General features: G+C 34.2%; 26 protein-coding genes and 2 pseudogenes. 25 read left to right on the top strand and 3 right to left on the bottom strand.

Annotated elements, in window-relative coordinates; translation table 11 throughout:
* Window positions 1-66: 66 nt before the first annotated feature.
* A complete protein-coding gene (locus tag G6O70_RS02565; RefSeq protein WP_057870127.1) occupies window positions 67-1,791 on the bottom strand; it encodes a LytS/YhcK type 5TM receptor domain-containing protein in 1,725 nt (574 codons plus the stop codon).
* A gap of 165 nt (window positions 1,792-1,956) precedes the next feature.
* Here G6O70_RS02565 and G6O70_RS02560 point away from each other — a divergent pair, with 165 nt between their 5' ends.
* The 3 genes from G6O70_RS02560 to G6O70_RS02550 are packed head-to-tail and all read left to right on the top strand — an operon-like array spanning window position 1,957 to window position 3,417.
* Window positions 1,957-2,385, top strand: coding sequence for a MerR family transcriptional regulator (locus tag G6O70_RS02560; protein WP_057870128.1), 429 nt, complete (start codon window positions 1,957-1,959; stop codon window positions 2,383-2,385).
* Window positions 2,386-2,404: 19 nt separating this feature from the next.
* Window positions 2,405-2,791, top strand: a complete 387-nt coding sequence (gloA2, locus tag G6O70_RS02555) for an SMU1112c/YaeR family gloxylase I-like metalloprotein (RefSeq protein ID WP_057870129.1) — start codon at window positions 2,405-2,407, stop codon at window positions 2,789-2,791.
* 20 nt (window positions 2,792-2,811) lie between these two features.
* On the top strand, window positions 2,812-3,417 hold the full coding sequence (locus G6O70_RS02550; RefSeq protein WP_157047973.1) for a TetR/AcrR family transcriptional regulator: 606 nt from the start codon (window positions 2,812-2,814) through the stop codon (window positions 3,415-3,417).
* 88 nt (window positions 3,418-3,505) lie between these two features.
* Here G6O70_RS02550 and G6O70_RS02545 read toward each other — a convergent pair whose 3' ends face one another.
* The gene (locus tag G6O70_RS02545; protein ID WP_057870131.1) at window positions 3,506-3,874 is read right to left on the bottom strand and encodes a PaaI family thioesterase; all 369 of its coding nucleotides are present in this window, start codon (window positions 3,872-3,874) and stop codon (window positions 3,506-3,508) included.
* Between the two features lie 53 nt (window positions 3,875-3,927).
* On the opposite strand from G6O70_RS02545, the gene menB reads away from it, so the two are divergent.
* The 22 genes and pseudogenes from menB to G6O70_RS12420 all read left to right on the top strand — a co-directional run bounded on the left by menB (window position 3,928) and on the right by G6O70_RS12420 (window position 15,955).
* Window positions 3,928-4,749, top strand: coding sequence for a 1,4-dihydroxy-2-naphthoyl-CoA synthase (menB, locus tag G6O70_RS02540; protein WP_057870133.1), 822 nt, complete (start codon window positions 3,928-3,930; stop codon window positions 4,747-4,749).
* Between the two features lie 27 nt (window positions 4,750-4,776).
* On the top strand, window positions 4,777-6,219 hold the full coding sequence (locus G6O70_RS02535; RefSeq protein WP_057870132.1) for an o-succinylbenzoate--CoA ligase: 1,443 nt from the start codon (window positions 4,777-4,779) through the stop codon (window positions 6,217-6,219).
* Window positions 6,220-6,491: 272 nt separating this feature from the next.
* Window positions 6,492-6,743 (top strand): IS3 family transposase, encoded by a 252-nt coding sequence (locus G6O70_RS12155; RefSeq protein ID WP_057870482.1) that lies wholly within the window; start codon window positions 6,492-6,494, stop codon window positions 6,741-6,743.
* 53 nt (window positions 6,744-6,796) lie between these two features.
* On the top strand, window positions 6,797-7,141 hold the full coding sequence (locus G6O70_RS12445) for an IS3 family transposase (RefSeq protein WP_373566401.1): 345 nt from the start codon (window positions 6,797-6,799) through the stop codon (window positions 7,139-7,141).
* 12 nt (window positions 7,142-7,153) lie between these two features.
* Window positions 7,154-7,306 (top strand): annotated as a pseudogene (locus G6O70_RS12440) (DDE-type integrase/transposase/recombinase); the annotation flags it as partial.
* Window positions 7,307-7,309: 3 nt separating this feature from the next.
* Entirely contained in the window at window positions 7,310-7,639 is a 330-nt protein-coding gene (locus tag G6O70_RS12435; RefSeq protein ID WP_373566416.1) for an integrase core domain-containing protein, read from the top strand.
* Between the two features lie 359 nt (window positions 7,640-7,998).
* The gene (locus G6O70_RS02515) at window positions 7,999-8,283 is read left to right on the top strand and encodes a type II toxin-antitoxin system RelE/ParE family toxin (protein WP_057870390.1); all 285 of its coding nucleotides are present in this window, start codon (window positions 7,999-8,001) and stop codon (window positions 8,281-8,283) included.
* Between the two features lie 14 nt (window positions 8,284-8,297).
* Window positions 8,298-8,594, top strand: coding sequence for a HigA family addiction module antitoxin (locus G6O70_RS02510; protein ID WP_057870389.1), 297 nt, complete (start codon window positions 8,298-8,300; stop codon window positions 8,592-8,594).
* An 84-nt stretch (window positions 8,595-8,678) separates the two neighbouring features.
* Entirely contained in the window at window positions 8,679-9,398 is a 720-nt protein-coding gene (locus G6O70_RS02505; RefSeq protein ID WP_057870388.1) for a hypothetical protein, read from the top strand.
* 31 nt (window positions 9,399-9,429) lie between these two features.
* Window positions 9,430-9,705 carry a hypothetical protein gene (locus tag G6O70_RS02500; RefSeq protein ID WP_157047989.1) on the top strand — a complete coding sequence of 92 codons (276 nt, stop codon included), beginning with the start codon at window positions 9,430-9,432 and terminating at the stop codon, window positions 9,703-9,705.
* Window positions 9,706-9,737: 32 nt separating this feature from the next.
* Window positions 9,738-10,415: a hypothetical protein gene (locus G6O70_RS02495; protein ID WP_057870386.1), complete on the top strand. Its 678-nt coding sequence runs from the start codon at window positions 9,738-9,740 to the stop codon at window positions 10,413-10,415.
* Complete coding sequence (locus tag G6O70_RS02490; protein WP_057870385.1) at window positions 10,406-10,675, top strand: hypothetical protein; 270 nt, start codon at window positions 10,406-10,408, stop codon at window positions 10,673-10,675. The genes G6O70_RS02495 and G6O70_RS02490 overlap by 10 nt, the downstream gene beginning before the upstream one ends.
* A 2-nt stretch (window positions 10,676-10,677) precedes the next feature.
* Window positions 10,678-11,049 (top strand): hypothetical protein, encoded by a 372-nt coding sequence (locus G6O70_RS02485; protein ID WP_057870384.1) that lies wholly within the window; start codon window positions 10,678-10,680, stop codon window positions 11,047-11,049.
* A 21-nt stretch (window positions 11,050-11,070) separates the two neighbouring features.
* Window positions 11,071-11,364, top strand: a complete 294-nt coding sequence (locus tag G6O70_RS02480) for a hypothetical protein (protein WP_057870383.1) — start codon at window positions 11,071-11,073, stop codon at window positions 11,362-11,364.
* A gap of 115 nt (window positions 11,365-11,479) precedes the next feature.
* Window positions 11,480-12,112, top strand: a complete 633-nt coding sequence (locus G6O70_RS02475; protein WP_057870382.1) for a hypothetical protein — start codon at window positions 11,480-11,482, stop codon at window positions 12,110-12,112.
* 96 nt (window positions 12,113-12,208) lie between these two features.
* The gene (locus tag G6O70_RS02470) at window positions 12,209-13,258 is read left to right on the top strand and encodes a site-specific integrase (protein WP_057870381.1); all 1,050 of its coding nucleotides are present in this window, start codon (window positions 12,209-12,211) and stop codon (window positions 13,256-13,258) included.
* Between the two features lie 85 nt (window positions 13,259-13,343).
* Window positions 13,344-14,582 carry a hypothetical protein gene (locus G6O70_RS02465; RefSeq protein ID WP_057870380.1) on the top strand — a complete coding sequence of 413 codons (1,239 nt, stop codon included), beginning with the start codon at window positions 13,344-13,346 and terminating at the stop codon, window positions 14,580-14,582.
* Between the two features lie 18 nt (window positions 14,583-14,600).
* A complete protein-coding gene (locus G6O70_RS12150; protein WP_258236152.1) occupies window positions 14,601-14,735 on the top strand; it encodes a hypothetical protein in 135 nt (44 codons plus the stop codon).
* Window positions 14,736-14,807: 72 nt separating this feature from the next.
* Complete coding sequence (locus tag G6O70_RS12145; RefSeq protein WP_057870482.1) at window positions 14,808-15,059, top strand: IS3 family transposase; 252 nt, start codon at window positions 14,808-14,810, stop codon at window positions 15,057-15,059.
* Between the two features lie 53 nt (window positions 15,060-15,112).
* A complete protein-coding gene (locus G6O70_RS12430) occupies window positions 15,113-15,457 on the top strand; it encodes an IS3 family transposase (RefSeq protein ID WP_373566401.1) in 345 nt (114 codons plus the stop codon).
* Between the two features lie 12 nt (window positions 15,458-15,469).
* A pseudogene (locus G6O70_RS12425) lies at window positions 15,470-15,622 on the top strand (DDE-type integrase/transposase/recombinase); the annotation flags it as partial.
* A 3-nt stretch (window positions 15,623-15,625) separates the two neighbouring features.
* The gene (locus G6O70_RS12420) at window positions 15,626-15,955 is read left to right on the top strand and encodes an integrase core domain-containing protein (protein ID WP_373566416.1); all 330 of its coding nucleotides are present in this window, start codon (window positions 15,626-15,628) and stop codon (window positions 15,953-15,955) included.
* Between the two features lie 376 nt (window positions 15,956-16,331).
* Here the strand turns inward: G6O70_RS12420 and G6O70_RS02445 are convergent, their stop codons facing one another.
* Window positions 16,332-16,625 (bottom strand): putative quinol monooxygenase, encoded by a 294-nt coding sequence (locus tag G6O70_RS02445; protein ID WP_057870353.1) that lies wholly within the window; start codon window positions 16,623-16,625, stop codon window positions 16,332-16,334.
* Between the last annotated feature and the right edge of the window lie 151 nt (window positions 16,626-16,776).

Below are 16,776 nucleotides of genomic sequence, written 5' to 3'. Positions count from 1 at the left end.
TTCTAACACAGTTAGGTAAAATTAACAGTGATAGAACTGTTTTTTAGTGGAGTAAAAAAAGATAAGTTAATAAATTGTTCTTGGAATATTAATTTGGATTGTTGTTCCTCTTTCAGAACTTGTAATCTGTAGATGACTCTCATTTCCATATAGGCCAATAAGACGTCGGTTTAGATTAACTAATGCAGTTCCTGTTCCTGTACTTGATGCAATGGTTTCTTGACCCAAGCGAGAAAGTAATTTCGGGTCAATTCCAACACCGTTATCTTCAACAATAATGACTGTATTTTGTTGTGTTTGGCGGACGATTATTGTGATTTTATTGTCTTTCTTTCTAGTGGAAAAAGCATGTCTAATTGAATTTTCAACTAAAACCTGAATACAAAACGGTGGAACTTTGGTTTGTAGACTTGCAGAAATTTTATAATCAATTATATATTTTTCAGGAAATCTAGTTTGTTCAAGAGATAGGTATGAATTTACATGCTTTTGCTCCTGTTCTAAGGGAATTTCGGTTTCAGAGATTCCTTGCAAACTTGAACGAAAGAATGTGCTTAACTGCATTAAGGAACTGCGAGCCTGTTCAACATTTGTCCGCATGAGTGCACTTACGGTGTTGATTGCATTGAAGAAGAAATGAGGGTTTATTTGAGCTTGCAATGCTTTTATTTCTGCATCACTAATTAACTTTGATTGTTCCTCGGCCATTCCTAGAGCTAATTGTCCCGAAAATATTGATGCAAGGCCAATAGCAAGATTTTCCTCAACAGGTGTCAGACTTTCAGCTTTATTAAAATACATCTTAAGTGCACCAATAGTCTTATTGTTTACTTTTAAGGGGAGTACGATTGCGGATGAAAGGGGACAGCTTTTATGGGGACATCCAATCTCATCACGATGGTAAGCGTATTTAGTTTCACCGCTAGATATCACGTGTTTCGATAAATCTGTTAAAACTGCTTGACCTGCAAGATGATGGTCCTCCCCAGAGCCAATATGGGCAAGAACATTGACCATGTCTGTAATGCCAACAGCATCAAAGTTAGTAAATTCTTTAATTATTTTGCAGGCCTGTTGAGCAGAGTTGATGTTAAGTCCTTGTCTAAAATAAGGAAGTGTTTCGTTTGTTAGATTCAATACATTGTGAGTTTGTACGGCCATTAATTGTTGTTCGTTTGAAAGATAGGCGTTCAATATTGAAATAAATACCGAAACACCAATACTATTGAGTAAGCACATTGGAATTATAATTAACCTAACAAGGTCTAGGCCACTAAAAACTACAACAAAGGCCATCTGTATGAGTTCAGCAAATAATCCAAGAAGTGCAGCGCTGAAAAATGAAGGATAGAAATTGTTTTGGCGAAATTTTTTTGACAAAAATCCAATACAAAGACCAACTAATGTAGAGCTAATAATGTAGAAAAAGTCAGAAAAGTTACCTTGAATTACACGATGAATACCACCTAAAAGGCCAACGAAACCTCCGACAAAAGGTCCACCTACTATTCCAGCAACTGTAATGACTAGTGTACGAGTGTTGGCTATAGAATCAGATTGAGGTAGACCAGTTAAAAAGGGAGCTTGAATCAAAGTATTGTCTTTAGTTATTTCGACCCCAGTTAAATTGGATATTATAGCAAAAATAGTAAAGATTATAATTAGAAAGAATTTTGCTTTTCGCGTTTTTTTATCAATGAGTTTGCGAAAGAAGGGAACGTTGACTAATAAAAATGCTAAAACAAGTATTATTCCAAGCCGTTGGAGTAATAGGATAAATAAGGTAAACATTAAGCGGACTCCCTTCATAAAAAGATGATATTATAAGGTGATTTTAACATACGGAAATAATTTAATCTATTAGTTATCAAAATTATATAATCGATTGACAATTTAAGTAAATTAGATAGAATTAATCTAACTATAACGGTACGATTTATGAAGGATGAAGTAGAGATGATGAAGAAACAATTTTCACTAAAAGCAGATCTAGTCATAGGAATAGGGGATCTGAGTAAACTAACCGGAGTTTCAACACGCCAGTTGCGTTATTGGGAAAAGCGAGGATACTTGGAAGCTCCAGTGACCGAAAAAAATGTTACAAGAAAGTATGAATTTGAAGCTTTTTATAAGGTAAGAGCTATCAAGAAATATTTGGATGAGGGGTTTACTCTTCCTAAAGCCGCTGAACAAGCCGATAAACAAAAAAAGCAAGTTGTGATTTGTAAAAAATTCGTTAATGAGATGTTTATTGATGTTTCTATCGAGGATGGTGAAAAATTATTTGGAAGGATTGATATGGGTTATGTTGATGTGGAAAAGATTCAACATTTATACGGGATAGTAGATGAGACTGGGAGCCATTTTGAAATAGTTAAGGAATAAATTTAGAGGGTGATTTTAAATGATTTTCGAAAGTATTCATCATATAGCGATAATTTGTCATAATAGAGAGGAGGCACTTGACTTTTATGTTAAGAAATTAGGTTTTGCAATTATTTCAGATTACAAAAGAGTTGAGAAAAATGATGAAAAAATAGATCTTGAGAAGCAAAATTTACGCCTAGAATTATTTATTAAACCGAATGCACCCGAGCGGTTATCATATCCGATTGGTGAAGGAACGGGATTAAGACATCTAGCATTTAAAGTCAGCAATATTGAAGAAATTGTTGAAGAATTGAAAGCAAAAGAAATAATGGTTGAGAAAATAAGAAGAGATGACTTTACAGGTGAGAAGATGACTTTTTTCTTCGATCCTGATGGGTTACCACTAGAACTTCATGAATAATATTTCCTGGGAAATGAAAGGTGAAAAAAGTGGTAGGGGTAAAAAACAATCAGAGAGTAATGCAGACAAAATTAACAATTAGACATACTTTTCTAAAGTTATTGAAAAAAAGAAAATTTGAAGAGGTTACTGTAACTGATATTTGTAAGGATGCCAAAATTACTAGAGGAACATTTTACCGATACTATCAAAGTACATTTGCATTGATGGATCAGCTTAGGAATAATTTGGCAAAAGAAATAATAGCTTTAATTAAGAAACGATTCGATAATGCTGATTGGAATATTCTACCAGTAATATTTGAGGTACTTAAAAAAAGTGATCCAGAGGTTGTTAGAGTAGCATTGAACAAGAAAAATGGCAGTCAATGTGTGGGGAGAATATTCGCAAGTCTTAAAGAGGCTATTAGGCCAACTGTGATGAGAGAAATAAAGATGATAACAAATGATGACTTTGATTATCTCTATGCATATATTACGACTGGAATTTCAGGGATTTTGATACTTTGGGTTGAAAAGGGCATGAATCCAGATACCAGTGTAATTGAAAAAAGTATACTTGCAATGATCAATAAAAGTCGACTTCAAATGACGGAAGAAATGCCAAATATTTGGGCAATGAAATAGTAGCAAATACGAAGAATATTAATCTAGCCAAGAGATAATTTTAACTTTTGGTGCACCTTTATGCTAAAATTACGGATGTACGAAAATATTACTTTTTCTGGAATGTTGTTGTGACCGTACTATAGCTTGTTTTGGTTTGTTGCGGGTAGCTGATAGTTGTGACTGCAAGGACCTGTATTTTTGCACCAATTTTTATAGGCTCAGCAATGGCTTCGATTTTCCCAGTTTTTACAGCTGAGAGATGATTTGTGTTGATACTAACACCAACTGCAACAAAATCTGCAGGTGCGTTAAGATTAGCCAATATACTAGCTGCTGTTTCAGCAAGAACGGCGTTAATCCCCCCGTGTAATAAACCATAGGGCTGCTTATGTCTTTCTTCAACTTCTAGAGAAAGTATGACTTGATGCTTGGATGTTTTAACAGTCTTAATATTTAAGTATTCAAGAAGATTCATTTAGAATGCCTCCAAGGTTAATTTATTCTATTGTAACAGAAAGGACTATGGAAATGACAACAAGAGAATGGACTAAGGTTAAGGACTACCAAGAAGTGATTTTTGAGAGAACAGGAAAAATTGCTAAGTTGACAATGAATAGACCAGAGAAACATAATGCATTCACACCTTTAACAATTGAAGAGCTGATTGATGCATTTACGATTTGCCGTGATGACAGTACAATTGGCGTAATTATTTTGACAGGTGCTGGGGATAAGGCCTTTAGTTCTGGTGGGGATCAAAGCATCCGCGGAAATGGTGGGTATGTTGGTTCTGATAAGATTGCTAGATTAAATGTGCTTGATTTGCAGCATCTTATTAGAATAATTCCTAAACCCGTTATTGCAATGGTTAAAGGATGGTCAGTTGGTGGTGGAAATATCTTACAACTAGTCTGTGACTTGACGATTGCTGCGGATAACGCAATGTTTGGACAAACGGGTCCAAAGGTGGGCAGTTTTGATGCTGGCTATGGTTCAGGATATCTTGCACGAGTAATTGGTCATAAACGTGCCAAAGAAGTTTGGTTTATGAACCATTGGTATACGGCTGATGAAGCGTATGCAATGAACTGGATTAATAAAGTTGTACCTTTAGAACAGGTAGAAGAAGTAACTCTTGAATGGTGTGATGAGATACTTACAAAGTCACCTACTGCTTTACGCTTTATAAAAGCTGCAATGAATGCTGATACAGATGGATTGGCTGGTATTCAGCAATTAGCTGGAGATGCTACAATGCTCTTTTATACTACTGATGAAGGAAAAGAAGGACGAGATGCTTTTAATGAAAAGCGAAAACCAGATTTTGATCAGTTTCCTAAATTCCCTTAATAATTATTGAAGAGGAGTAATTAAACTTTGGAAAATTGGTTAAATAAACAAGCAGGACTTGTCCCTAATAAAACAGCATTGATCTTTGAAGGGCGACTCTGGACTTTTCAACAATTGAATGATGAAGTATTGGTACTTAATGGGAAATTGCAGAATATTATCAATAACTCACATTGCAAGATTGGACTTTTGGCTGCTAATACGCCGGCTAGCTACTTAACTATCTTGGCATTACAAGAAATGGGTATACAGATAGTTTTGCTTAACTTTAGGTTGAGTTTATTTGAATTGTCAAAGCAGATTGAAATTGCGGATGTAGATCGAGTTTTGATTGATGATTCCTTACAAACAAGAAATAAAGAGCTGACAAAATTAGCGAAAGTTACAAATATTAGTTGTTGGAAATTATCACAAATAAAAAAGCTTAGTGAAAATAAATCTAATGTGATAGAAGAATATGAGGATAATCAGGTAACGACGATTATGTTTACCTCAGGAACAACTGGAAATCCACACGGGGTATTGCAAACATTTAAGAATCATTTCTTTTCGGCTATGGGTTCAGCTATTAATTTGGGACTGCAAGCAGATGATCTGTGGTTATGTGCGGTTCCAATCTTTCATATTAGTGGACTTTCAATAATGATGCGCAGCTTAATATATGGTATGCCAGTATTGTTAGTTGAGCGTTTTGAAGAGAAACAGATAACACAGCTACTTCAAAAACTGCCAGTCACGGTAATGTCTGTGGTACCTCAGATGTTAAAGCGATTATTAGAATTATTTCCGACAGTGGGCTACAATAGTAAATTCAGATGTTTTCTTTTAGGCGGAGCTGCAATTGATGAGCAGACGCTGGGGAAGTGCATTGCACTGAAACTACCTGTTATTCAATCTTATGGAATGACGGAAACTTGTTCGCAAGTTGTGGCTTTGAGTTTTAATGATGCCTTGAATGCTGTGGGTTCTGTTGGAAAACCACTCTTCCCAGTACAACTTAGAATTGATGAAGAAACGAAGGAAATTGAAATTAAAGCACCTAATATTACACCTGGATATTTAGGTAAATCATCTGATTTTAATAAAAAGTTAACAGGAGATGGTTGGTTTAAGACTGGTGATATTGGGCATTTTAATAAAGAAAATTTTTTATTTGTTGAAGGAAGAAAAGGTGAAATGTTAATTTCTGGAGGAGAGAATATTTTTCCAGATGAGATTGAAAACGCCTATGCAGGTTTTTCAGCAATTACTGAATTTGCGGTCTGCGGAATTTCTGATGATCAATGGGGTGAAGTACCGGTTGGCTTTTATGTTGCTCTGCATGAAATTCCCAATAATGAATTAATTGCGTATGGTAAGAAAAAATTGGCTCATTTTAAGATTCCCAAACAGTTTGTAAGGGTAGCGAAACTTCCGCGAACAGCTAGTGGTAAGGTAAAACGGTATGAGCTGATTAATGAAGCTAAATAATTGAATTGGTTGAAGCAAAAACGAAATTTAGCGAGAAAAACTTCCTTTCATAATAGTTTTGGTTAGTAGCTTAAAACTATTAGAGCGAAAGGAAGTTTTTGCATTATCACATGATATTTTTAGCAAGGTATCAGATCAGAAAAGAATCATAATTACGTATAAAGTGTTTAGAAAATATCATGTAAATTTGCTGGATGTAAGCTGATTCCTGAGACAACTTTTAAGAGAGGGTATAATGAATAAATCGTCTCTCAAAAGGAAGGAATTTTTACATGCCAACTCGTTACGACAAAGAATTCAAACAAAACATTATCAACCTATATAAGCAAGGCGAATCAGCTGCCCAACTGGCCAGAGAATATGGCATTGGCTATTCAACAGTTCATAAGTGGATCCAGGGCCAGGCCAAAACTCAATCCGGTAAATTGCCAGACGAAATCAAAGCGATGGAAAAGCGACTGGCTTCGCTGTCTGAGGAGAACGAAAGCCTAAAAAAAGCCCTGGGCTTCCTTGCGCAGAAGTAACCAATATCTTTGATTACATTCACCAAGAAAGCCATCACCACCAGGTAACCAAGATGTGCCGAATCCTCGGTGTTTCCAGAGCTCAGTATTATCGTTATCGATCCCCCAAACCTTCAAAACGCCGGGCCGAAGATGCGGGCTTGAAACAACGGATTCTGCGGATCTTTGCGGAATTTAAGCAGCGATACGGTGTTATGAAGATCCACCATGAATTGAATCTGGAACTTCAACCACTGCAGCTTCGGTGCAGTCCACGACGGATTTCCCGGCTCATGAAGGAACTGGATATCCACTCCGTTACCGTCAATAAGTGGAAAGCGGCTTCGGCTTCCAAAACCAAGGTTGAACAGCGTCCCAACTTGCTTAAGCAGGATTTCTCGACCACTGGTTTAAATTAAAAATGGACCGCTGATATGACCTATATTCAAACGAAGCGTAATGGCTGGTGTTACTTATCAACCATCATGGATCTGCACTCACGACGGATTATCGGCTATTCGTTCTCAAAAAAGATGGATACTGATTTAGTCTTAAAGACCCTTGAAAGCGTGGTTAAAAATTGAACCATTACTGGGGGCCTGATTATCCATACGGATTTAGGATCACAGTATACCAGCGATGATTACAACCAACGTTTAACTGAACTACATATCCGCCACTCATACAGCCGTAAGGGTTGTCCGTATGATAATGCGCCAATGGAATCCTTTCACGCTTCCCTCAAAAAGGAATGTGTTTATCCAGTGCCGGTCTTTGAAGATTATGAAACTGCCGCTGCCGTCCTTTTTGAATATGTGCACGCTTTCTACAATAGGAAGAGAATTCATAGTTCACTGGGCTACCAGCCCCCCTTACAAGTTGAAATTGCAACACTTACGAGCCAAATGGCCGCCTGATTTAATGCCTTCCAGGGTTCAAATAAGTTATTAATCGCGATTAATGATTTATTTGAGCTGTGGAAGGTAAACGCGGTTCTAAATGTCTCTTAAAATCTGTCTCAAATATTGACTTCAATCCAGAATGATTGTTCTTTGTAACAAATTGGGTTATAGTAATAGTATGAATATTAACATTCAAATTGAAAGATTAATCAATGATATGTACGTGTACGATACACGCAAGAAAGAAATTTTACAGATTGCCTAGTATGATATGGACGATAAAATAACTATTTTATCATTGAAGAATATAATAGTTGACTATACACGCACTACGTGTATAATACATATTAAGATAAGGTAAGGTAAGTAAGACTATGATAAAGAATTTTGCCGACAAGGAAACAGAAAAAATATACACTGGTAAATTTTCAAAAAAGCTGCCAGAAAATATTCAGAAGAGAGCTTTAATCAAACTCATGATGATGGAAAGCTCAATGAACATTAATGATTTACGTGTGCCACCATCGAACCACTTAGAAAAATTGGTGGGAAATAGAGAGGGGCAATACAGCATAGCAATTAATGATCAATATAGAATTTGTTTTACACTTGAAGATGTAAATAATTTCTGTGATGTAGAGATAGTAGACTATCATTAAAGGAGAGATGTATTATGGAGAAAATTCCAACACCAAAAATGAGCGAAATTTTAAAAGAAGAATTTATGCAACCATTGAATCTAACTGCATATTCCTTAGCGAAAAATATAAATGTTCCTATATCTAGAATTCAAGCTATATTACATGATCGTAGAAAAATTACGGTAGATACATCGGTAAGGTTGGGAAGATTCTTTGGTATGTCCGATCAATATTTCTTGAATATACAGAACGATATTGATATAAGGAATGCAAAAAATGATAATAGTGAAGATTATGATAGTATAAAAGTCTTTCAATCCTCGTGCTAGTAATTTAAAAAATAGGGTTACCAGAACCTTATTTTTTTATCGTAATAGTAGTAATATTGATATAAAGTTTAGGAGTGAAGTAGAGTGAAAAAAAGAATTGCTAAGAAAAAGTATTCAGTAGAAAAGAAAAATGATTATCTGAATTTCATACATGAATTAGGAGACATTGCACTCACACATTACTTTGACAATCCAGTTTGGCGAACACACAATTATGAAAAATTGTTCAGGGTCAATATGTATATAAGACAGGTTTCTTGTACTATTAAGCCAAGAAATTTTAATGACGTATATAAGATTGGTTTGTTTGTTGGAAGAGATGAACGAAACAATATCACGTATCGACTCTATTTGGACACTCTTGATGCAGCAGATTTTACAAGATATGATGAGAGCCTGTTGACTATTGAGGGCGTTTTTAAACCAAACCATCTCAAATATGATATTGCAACTATCAAGGACTATATGTTGCTTCATTATCTGGAAGATAAAAAAGAAATTCTTGGCCGTAGTACAGAAGATATTAATAATTTCAATAAAATTATTGACAGTATTATTGAAGCAAAGAAGTGTGTCGGGGCTTCGGAAGTTGGTATCAAAATAGAAAAGAATGCAAGTCCCGACATGAAGTTATTCTTTTATGGAATAACTAGTGAAGAGGGAGACAAGTTGGTAGATATGATGTATGGAGATAATTATTGGGATAAATTTTACAACTTCTATCATTCAATAGATTACTCTTTCAATTGTGAAGAAAGAAAAATGCGTAAAAGTGATCGAAATAAATATCAATATATTTTATAGTAGTAATATCAACATTTTAGGAAGGGCTAAATTGATGACAACAAAATATTTTATGAAATGCAAAGTGTGTGGCAAAGAAATCAATACTACTAATGGGTTTGCAGTATTTAATCGTCACTTATCAACCCACAATAATCCGATAGGTAGAAATTGCAATCAATGGTATAAAAGTTATTTCAAACGGAGTAATCATGCTTGTGTATGTAAGTTATGTGATAAAGAATTTTATCATGATAATTTATATGCTTGGTCAGATTTCCAATATATTAATCATCTAAAAGATCATCATGGTATTACACAACATTAGTAACACGAAAAAGAATTTTTAGGAGGAAAATTATGAGATATGACAATGTAGGTAAGATAGTTGTAAATAGAGCAACAGGACGAGAGCGTTTAGTAGGAGAAGAGTTCGATGCTAACTCTTTTGTATCTATCACACTTTATGGTGGAAACGTTGTTAAAGACGGAGTTCTAGGTCGTGATGAAATCTTTAACAATTTATCGGACAGAATAGTAGAGTTAGAGCTTTCTCCGAGACAGTGGGGAGAATTTGTGAGTTCTTTTGGTGTTGGCGTTGGTACTACTTGCACAATTAGAAGTGCTACTGGTCGTAATATCAAAAATAAATATGTTACACCTAATTCAGTAGAGCGAAGTGAGCATACTATTAACCATGTTTTAAATGAAAAATTGAAAGACTTTTCTGAAAAACAAGAAGTTATAAAAGAAATTTTTGAAAAGAAAAGTATCGGAAAGGCAGATAGAGAAAAACTAGGAGCGTTATATGCTGACTTTGATAATTTTCTATCTTCCACAATTCCATATATTAAGCAGAATTTAAGAGAAGAAGCTAATGATGTTTTAAATAGTGCAGAGACACAATTTAAGCATGATCTTAATCTTATTACAGACCAATATGGAAAAGAAAGTCTTGGACAGAAAGTTAAAGATTGGGACGTACGGAATGCAGCGTTGAAACATGGTTCATCGGAGGTTGGAAACGTATGGGAATAAAAAGATTTATTGATTATATAAGAGCTATGCGCAAGATAGATTTGCTCATAGAGAAAGGCTGGAATATAACCTATGAAATAATTGATCAAGAAGAGAATGGGACTAAAGATGTCACAGGCGTTAATTACACGGTATCATCTTATGTGAGGTCACCAGAAATGAGTCCATATGGAGATTCTTACTTGGAATCTTATCAAGCATCATTTAATACGCTCGAAGAAATGTATATATGGTTGGCTGACAATATAAAGGAGCGATAATTTTGAGTGAATATAGAAAACTTGGACAGAAAGAATTACTTTCAATAAATATTCTTCTTGATACAGGAGAACCTGATGATTGGTTTCCAGTTTTTACAAAGTTATTCGGTAATGGAGTTTGCGCACAATTCTTTGATGAGAAAGACAATTGTGACGAGTATTGCCCTCTAAGGATAAGATTGAGTGACGAAGATGATTACAAAACCTTAACAATCGAACAGTTACTAACGTTGCAGATTAGAATGAAAAATGAATATGACGGACGTTGGTATTGGTGTTCTGTATTTGTTAGAGGTAGAAACGGTATATATCTTAATTTCTTTGATGGAGAAGACGGAAAGGATTGTAAGAGAATGCTAAGGATAAAATTATAAAAGAATTTTTAGGGGTAAAATATGATTCCAATTGATTTTGCTGAAAGATTTGAGGTAGTAGAAGTTACAAAGAACATTGAAGAGAGAGTTGATTTACGATCTCTAAAAGAAATTCCTAGTGATTACTTTGATAATGTACCAGCGTTAATCTGTGAGATTCCAAACATGACAGATGAGAATAAGAAAGTAGAAACAAACTATGGTAAAGCCGTATATTCCTATGATGTTTACGACAATAAGAATGATAATTTTATTAAAACTGGAATGACATTAGCACAATTAGTTACCTTTATTGTTGAAAGTACAAAAGAATAATATATTAAACCACTTTATAGTGGTTTTTTATTTTAATTATAATTCAATTTAATATTTGACTATAATACTAAATTGAATTATAATTAAAATAAATTAAGGGAATGAGGTATAAAATATGAGTTCTGATAAAAGCGATACGTTAGAATTACTGATTGAATTTAAAAAAGAAATTTACAAGCTAGGCTTAGAAAAAACACCATCAAAAACATTGTATCAAGAAAAGTATACGAGAGGAGCAGCTCCTTCTCCAACTACCTTGTTGAACAGAACAGGCAAGACATGGAAAGAGATACTAGAGCTAATAGGAATCAAAGACTTCAAGAGGGTTAAGGTTAGAGATACTAGCAACATGGGAAGACCAGAAAAGGTGTATGACGTTGAGAAAAATGTTGTTAGGCAACAGTTGGAAGAGTTTTTTAAGGTAAACAGAAATGTTAAGACTCAAAAGGAATTTAAGGAGTTGCTGAAACAAGATAAGAACATGCCTTCATTTGGTAAGATTTACAATTATGGGTACAGTTGGGGCTACATAAAAAAGAACATATTGAAAATTGGTGAAGAGGATAAGAAAACCAAAATGTTGGAAGAAGTAGTATCTTTTTTAACAAAAGAAAAATATGATGTAGAATCAATTAACCAATCAGATTTAGGAAAGATATTGAAGAAACAAAATAATTTGCCCTCTATCGCTACGTTATATCATAATAAAGTCACCTTAAAAGATATTAAAGATATGATGTATAAATGATATATGGTCACGTTAATACTAAAAACGTGATACTTTAAAATAAACATATTGACATTTTTATGTTAGAGAGTTAAATTAATTTCAGGAGGAATTGAAATGGAAAACACAATGGAAAAATCAAAAATATCCAATGCTTTTGATAGTTTTATTGATACTCGAAGAACATTAAGCACGAAAAGAAAATACAGGTTTTGTGTTGATAAGTTTTTTATTAATTTGTTTGGAGTAGATACAAACCATATTACAAAAGAACTTATTCTCAAAATAAATTATGGCTTAGTTTTCAGAGACTTTATCAAAGTGGAGAGAGCAAAAGGAGTTAAAGATTCAACCATTGCCACAAACCTCCATATTGTTTCATCGTTCTTTGATCATTTGGGGAAAGAAAATGTTTATCCTGATATCAACATTGTTAAGATTAAAAGAGACTATTTGAACACTAATGTATTAATAGACGACATAGAACATATTAATCCTATGAGTAAAAAGGACTTAGATAATCTTGAAAAATGGTTGGTTGATAAACAATACAAGTCCAATGATAATAGAATTGGTGAAAAATATGCCATGTTAGTTGATTTTATGTTTGTGACTGCAATTCGTAGCACAGCTACATTCAAAATCAAGTGGGATCAATTTCAAGTCATAGAATGGAGTGGGGCTAAATTTGCGAAATTAATAGTAACAGATAAAGGGGTAAAAAAGAATACTAAATTCTTGCCATATCAATACTATCAGAGAATGGTTGATGTTTTATATAAGGGCGATGATAATGAATATATTTTTAGCGACTTGAATAAAAATAACTTAGTTCATTATATGGATCAGTTTAGTGTAGAGTTCGACAAGAAGATTACACCTCATTCATTAAAGGTTGGTGCGGGTACTTATGTTTACTCAATTACAAAAGATATCGTAAAGACATCAAGGTTTCTTGATCATGAGAGTGTTGAGACAACAATGAAGTACATTCGTGACAATGGAAATCCAAATGAATCTGGGAGCGTAATAGCAAGTCGTAATAATGATTATGAGAAATTAAAAGATTTATCAAATGAACAATTGCTTTCGATTATTAGCAGACGAGATGAATTAAAAAATATTATTTATACAGAAGTAATACAGCTTGGTTATATTAAGGAATAGTTAAAAAATGGTCATCTAAATATCAAATTGTTGATTTGGTAGTGTCAATTGTTTATACTGTTTGTATTAACTAGGAGGTAGTTTTATGTTAGACGTAATTAGTGAACCTTTATCATATGAGTTTCATGAATCAAAAGATCTTCATAAGAACAAGCTTTTGCAAGCAAAGCTCGATAGTAAATTTATTGACAGATTATTTAATGCTAAAGAGATTGATACTGCTAAAATGCCTTTTACAAAGATAAAAAAAGTAACAGTATTATTAAATGAGAATAGTAGTAAATTTAATAGTTTAGTCGTATATAAATTGAAAAATGGCAAAGGGGAGTTATTTTCTAACAAAAATTTCTTGTATGACAATAATATCAAATGCTTATATCTGTCTAATTATTCAAGAGAATATTTAAGTAAGAGTACATTAAAAAATATCAACAAAATGTTTACAGACATTGAAGAACTTGAAGTGAAAAATAGTAAGTCAATTTTGGAATTTAATCTTAATGATATGATTAATGTTGTAGACTTTTACAGACATAAATTCATTAATTTTATGACATATAGAACAGCATTACTTGAACTTAATAATTTTATAAAATTTGTAGCGAAGGAATATAAAAGTGTTGGTATGGAATATAAAGTTGAATGGAATTATAAGAAATTAATAAAAGTTGTTCCAGATAGTGAAAAGCCTTCTCCATTTTTGGAGGGCAGCGAGATCGTAACAATGGCAATGCGTTCTGACGTAGCACAGAATGGTATTGTTTTAATTCTATTGTTAAATGGTTTAAAACTGTCTAGGATCGATGAGAATGACGAAATTAGGTTTCTCAAAGAAAGTGATATTGGAAATGGCGTAATTCATGTTAAAGGTAAATATCCTAGAGATATTAAATTAACACCTAGGGAATTTTCTTTAATAAAAGACGCAATCGAGGAAGAATATTACGATACTAAACGTAATTGGCTTAGCACTATTCCAAGAACTGGATATCTTTTAAGACCTTATGGGGAGAATAAGACAACAGGTAATCTTACTGAGGTTGGCATTCAAAGAAGAATAGACATTGTTGCAGACAAATTTAGTGATTATATTTGTGATCGAAAGTTTACTAATTCATCTATTAGAACTGCTGGGAGAATTAGGTTCATGGATGGATTAGTGAAGGTTGGATATACAGTAGAAGAGGCGGCATACCTTAGTTTGGAACGATTTGGCGATATAGAATCAAGCACAAATGTACTCCAAAGAAAGAAAACTGATAAAGAGTATTACATGGCTTATAAGATTAGGAAAACTTATAGTAAGAGTAAAAATAACAGTTAATTTTTGGAGGATTAGGGAATGAAAGACGAAATGGGAAGTTCAATAGAAATTTTGATAGAGGATAAATTTACGTTAGAAATATTGAACTATCTTAGAAATAATAATATTGCAATAAATATTAACGAAAATGACATTTTAATGAATTGGATGTAAGCTGATTCCTGAGACAACTTTTAAAAGAGGGTATAATGAATAAATCGTCTCTCAAAAGGAAGGAATTTTTACATGCCAACTCGTTACGACAAAGAATTCAAACAAAACATTATCAACCTATATAAGCAAGGCGAATCAGCTGCCCAACTGGCCAGAGAATATGGCATTGGCTATTCAACAGTTCATAAGTGGATCCAGGGCCAGGCCAAAACTCAATCCGGTAAATTGCCAGACGAAATCAAAGCGATGGAAAAGCGACTGGCTTCGCTGTCTGAGGAGAACGAAAGCCTAAAAAAAGCCCTGGGCTTCCTTGCGCAGAAGTAACCAATATCTTTGATTACATTCACCAAGAAAGCCATCACCACCAGGTAACCAAGATGTGCCGAATCCTCGGTGTTTCCAGAGCTCAGTATTATCGTTATCGATCCCCCAAACCTTCAAAACGCCGGGCCGAAGATGCGGGCTTGAAACAACGGATTCTGCGGATCTTTGCGGAATTTAAGCAGCGATACGGTGTTATGAAGATCCACCATGAATTGAATCTGGAACTTCAACCACTGCAGCTTCGGTGCAGTCCACGACGGATTTCCCGGCTCATGAAGGAACTGGATATCCACTCCGTTACCGTCAATAAGTGGAAAGCGGCTTCGGCTTCCAAAACCAAGGTTGAACAGCGTCCCAACTTGCTTAAGCAGGATTTCTCGACCACTGGTTTAAATTAAAAATGGACCGCTGATATGACCTATATTCAAACGAAGCGTAATGGCTGGTGTTACTTATCAACCATCATGGATCTGCACTCACGACGGATTATCGGCTATTCGTTCTCAAAAAAGATGGATACTGATTTAGTCTTAAAGACCCTTGAAAGCGTGGTTAAAAATTGAACCATTACTGGGGGCCTGATTATCCATACGGATTTAGGATCACAGTATACCAGCGATGATTACAACCAACGTTTAACTGAACTACATATCCGCCACTCATACAGCCGTAAGGGTTGTCCGTATGATAATGCGCCAATGGAATCCTTTCACGCTTCCCTCAAAAAGGAATGTGTTTATCCAGTGCCGGTCTTTGAAGATTATGAAACTGCCGCTGCCGTCCTTTTTGAATATGTGCACGCTTTCTACAATAGGAAGAGAATTCATAGTTCACTGGGCTACCAGCCCCCCTTACAAGTTGAAATTGCAACACTTACGAGCCAAATGGCCGCCTGATTTAATGCCTTCCAGGGTTCAAATAAGTTATTAATCGCGATTAATGATTTATTTGAGCTGTGGAAGGTAAACGCGGTTCTAAATGTCTCTTAAAATCTGTCTCAAATATTGACTTCAATCCAAAATTAGTATTGACTGTAAAGATGTTACTTTTGGGAGTGGAATTTGATTCCAGCTCTCTATTTATTTCTTATAAACATTGTCCATAAGCCAAAATTTGAGTACTAACTTTGAATTACTCATAGCGAAGCAACTGCTATGTTTGTAATTTCAAGTTAATACTCAAATTTTTTTGACTTTGTACTACCTTAATAACTCAGCATGTCACTTGTAAGTAAGCCTTTATCTCTTCTTGGATTTAAATACTTTCCAAGTTTTAACCCTCTGTATCAGTTACAGCAACATTAATTTTACAATCTTCAACTAAATATGTTCCAATATTCTTGAGAAAATCTTGCAGATGATCTGTTTTATTATGAGCTTCAACTGCAGCTTGATTAGCCCAATTTTCAACAATCATGAACTGGTTTTTTTGATATACATCCTCAAAATGGGAATAAAAAACATTTCCCTCATCTTGAAGAGACTTGTTAACTAGATTCTCTACATACGTAAGATATTCTTCGCGTTTTTCAGGGATAACTTTTAAAAGAACATTAATAATAACCACAATAATTCCGCCTTTCTTCGATACAGATATATTCTAGTATTTTTCAGAGATTACTGCAAATATCCTATAATAAGTCAATAAAAGTAATCCTATATGACAACAAAATAGCTATATGTCGGAGAGTAGCGTTAATTATCTAACAAAAATAAGA

Source organism: Liquorilactobacillus hordei DSM 19519 (assembly GCF_019443985.1).
Lineage (GTDB): Bacteria > Bacillota > Bacilli > Lactobacillales > Lactobacillaceae > Liquorilactobacillus > Liquorilactobacillus hordei.
Note: the sequence above shows the minus strand (reverse complement) of the source record. Positions and strands in the feature narration are given on the sequence as shown.

Bases quoted from the DNA above. Each gene is read 5' to 3' on its own strand.
- G6O70_RS02560 (WP_057870128.1), top strand. From the start codon at position 1,957: ATGATGAAGAAACAATTTTCACTAAAAGCAGATCTAGTCATAGGAATA.
- G6O70_RS02565 (WP_057870127.1), bottom strand. From the start codon at position 1,791: ATGTTTACCTTATTTATCCTATTACTCCAACGGCTTGGAATAATACTT.
- G6O70_RS02510 (WP_057870389.1), top strand. From the start codon at position 8,298: ATGGAGAAAATTCCAACACCAAAAATGAGCGAAATTTTAAAAGAAGAA.
- G6O70_RS12150 (WP_258236152.1), top strand. From the start codon at position 14,601: ATGAAAGACGAAATGGGAAGTTCAATAGAAATTTTGATAGAGGATAAA.
- G6O70_RS12145 (WP_057870482.1), top strand. From the start codon at position 14,808: ATGCCAACTCGTTACGACAAAGAATTCAAACAAAACATTATCAACCTA.
- G6O70_RS02480 (WP_057870383.1), top strand. From the start codon at position 11,071: ATGATTCCAATTGATTTTGCTGAAAGATTTGAGGTAGTAGAAGTTACA.
- G6O70_RS02470 (WP_057870381.1), top strand. From the start codon at position 12,209: ATGGAAAACACAATGGAAAAATCAAAAATATCCAATGCTTTTGATAGT.
- G6O70_RS12155 (WP_057870482.1), top strand. From the start codon at position 6,492: ATGCCAACTCGTTACGACAAAGAATTCAAACAAAACATTATCAACCTA.
- G6O70_RS02495 (WP_057870386.1), top strand. From the start codon at position 9,738: ATGAGATATGACAATGTAGGTAAGATAGTTGTAAATAGAGCAACAGGA.
- G6O70_RS02515 (WP_057870390.1), top strand. From the start codon at position 7,999: ATGATAAAGAATTTTGCCGACAAGGAAACAGAAAAAATATACACTGGT.
- G6O70_RS02475 (WP_057870382.1), top strand. From the start codon at position 11,480: ATGAGTTCTGATAAAAGCGATACGTTAGAATTACTGATTGAATTTAAA.
- G6O70_RS02490 (WP_057870385.1), top strand. From the start codon at position 10,406: ATGGGAATAAAAAGATTTATTGATTATATAAGAGCTATGCGCAAGATA.
- G6O70_RS02465 (WP_057870380.1), top strand. From the start codon at position 13,344: ATGTTAGACGTAATTAGTGAACCTTTATCATATGAGTTTCATGAATCA.
- menB (WP_057870133.1), top strand. From the start codon at position 3,928: ATGACAACAAGAGAATGGACTAAGGTTAAGGACTACCAAGAAGTGATT.
- G6O70_RS12430 (WP_373566401.1), top strand. From the start codon at position 15,113: ATGTGCCGAATCCTCGGTGTTTCCAGAGCTCAGTATTATCGTTATCGA.
- G6O70_RS12445 (WP_373566401.1), top strand. From the start codon at position 6,797: ATGTGCCGAATCCTCGGTGTTTCCAGAGCTCAGTATTATCGTTATCGA.
- G6O70_RS02545 (WP_057870131.1), bottom strand. From the start codon at position 3,874: ATGAATCTTCTTGAATACTTAAATATTAAGACTGTTAAAACATCCAAG.
- gloA2 (WP_057870129.1), top strand. From the start codon at position 2,405: ATGATTTTCGAAAGTATTCATCATATAGCGATAATTTGTCATAATAGA.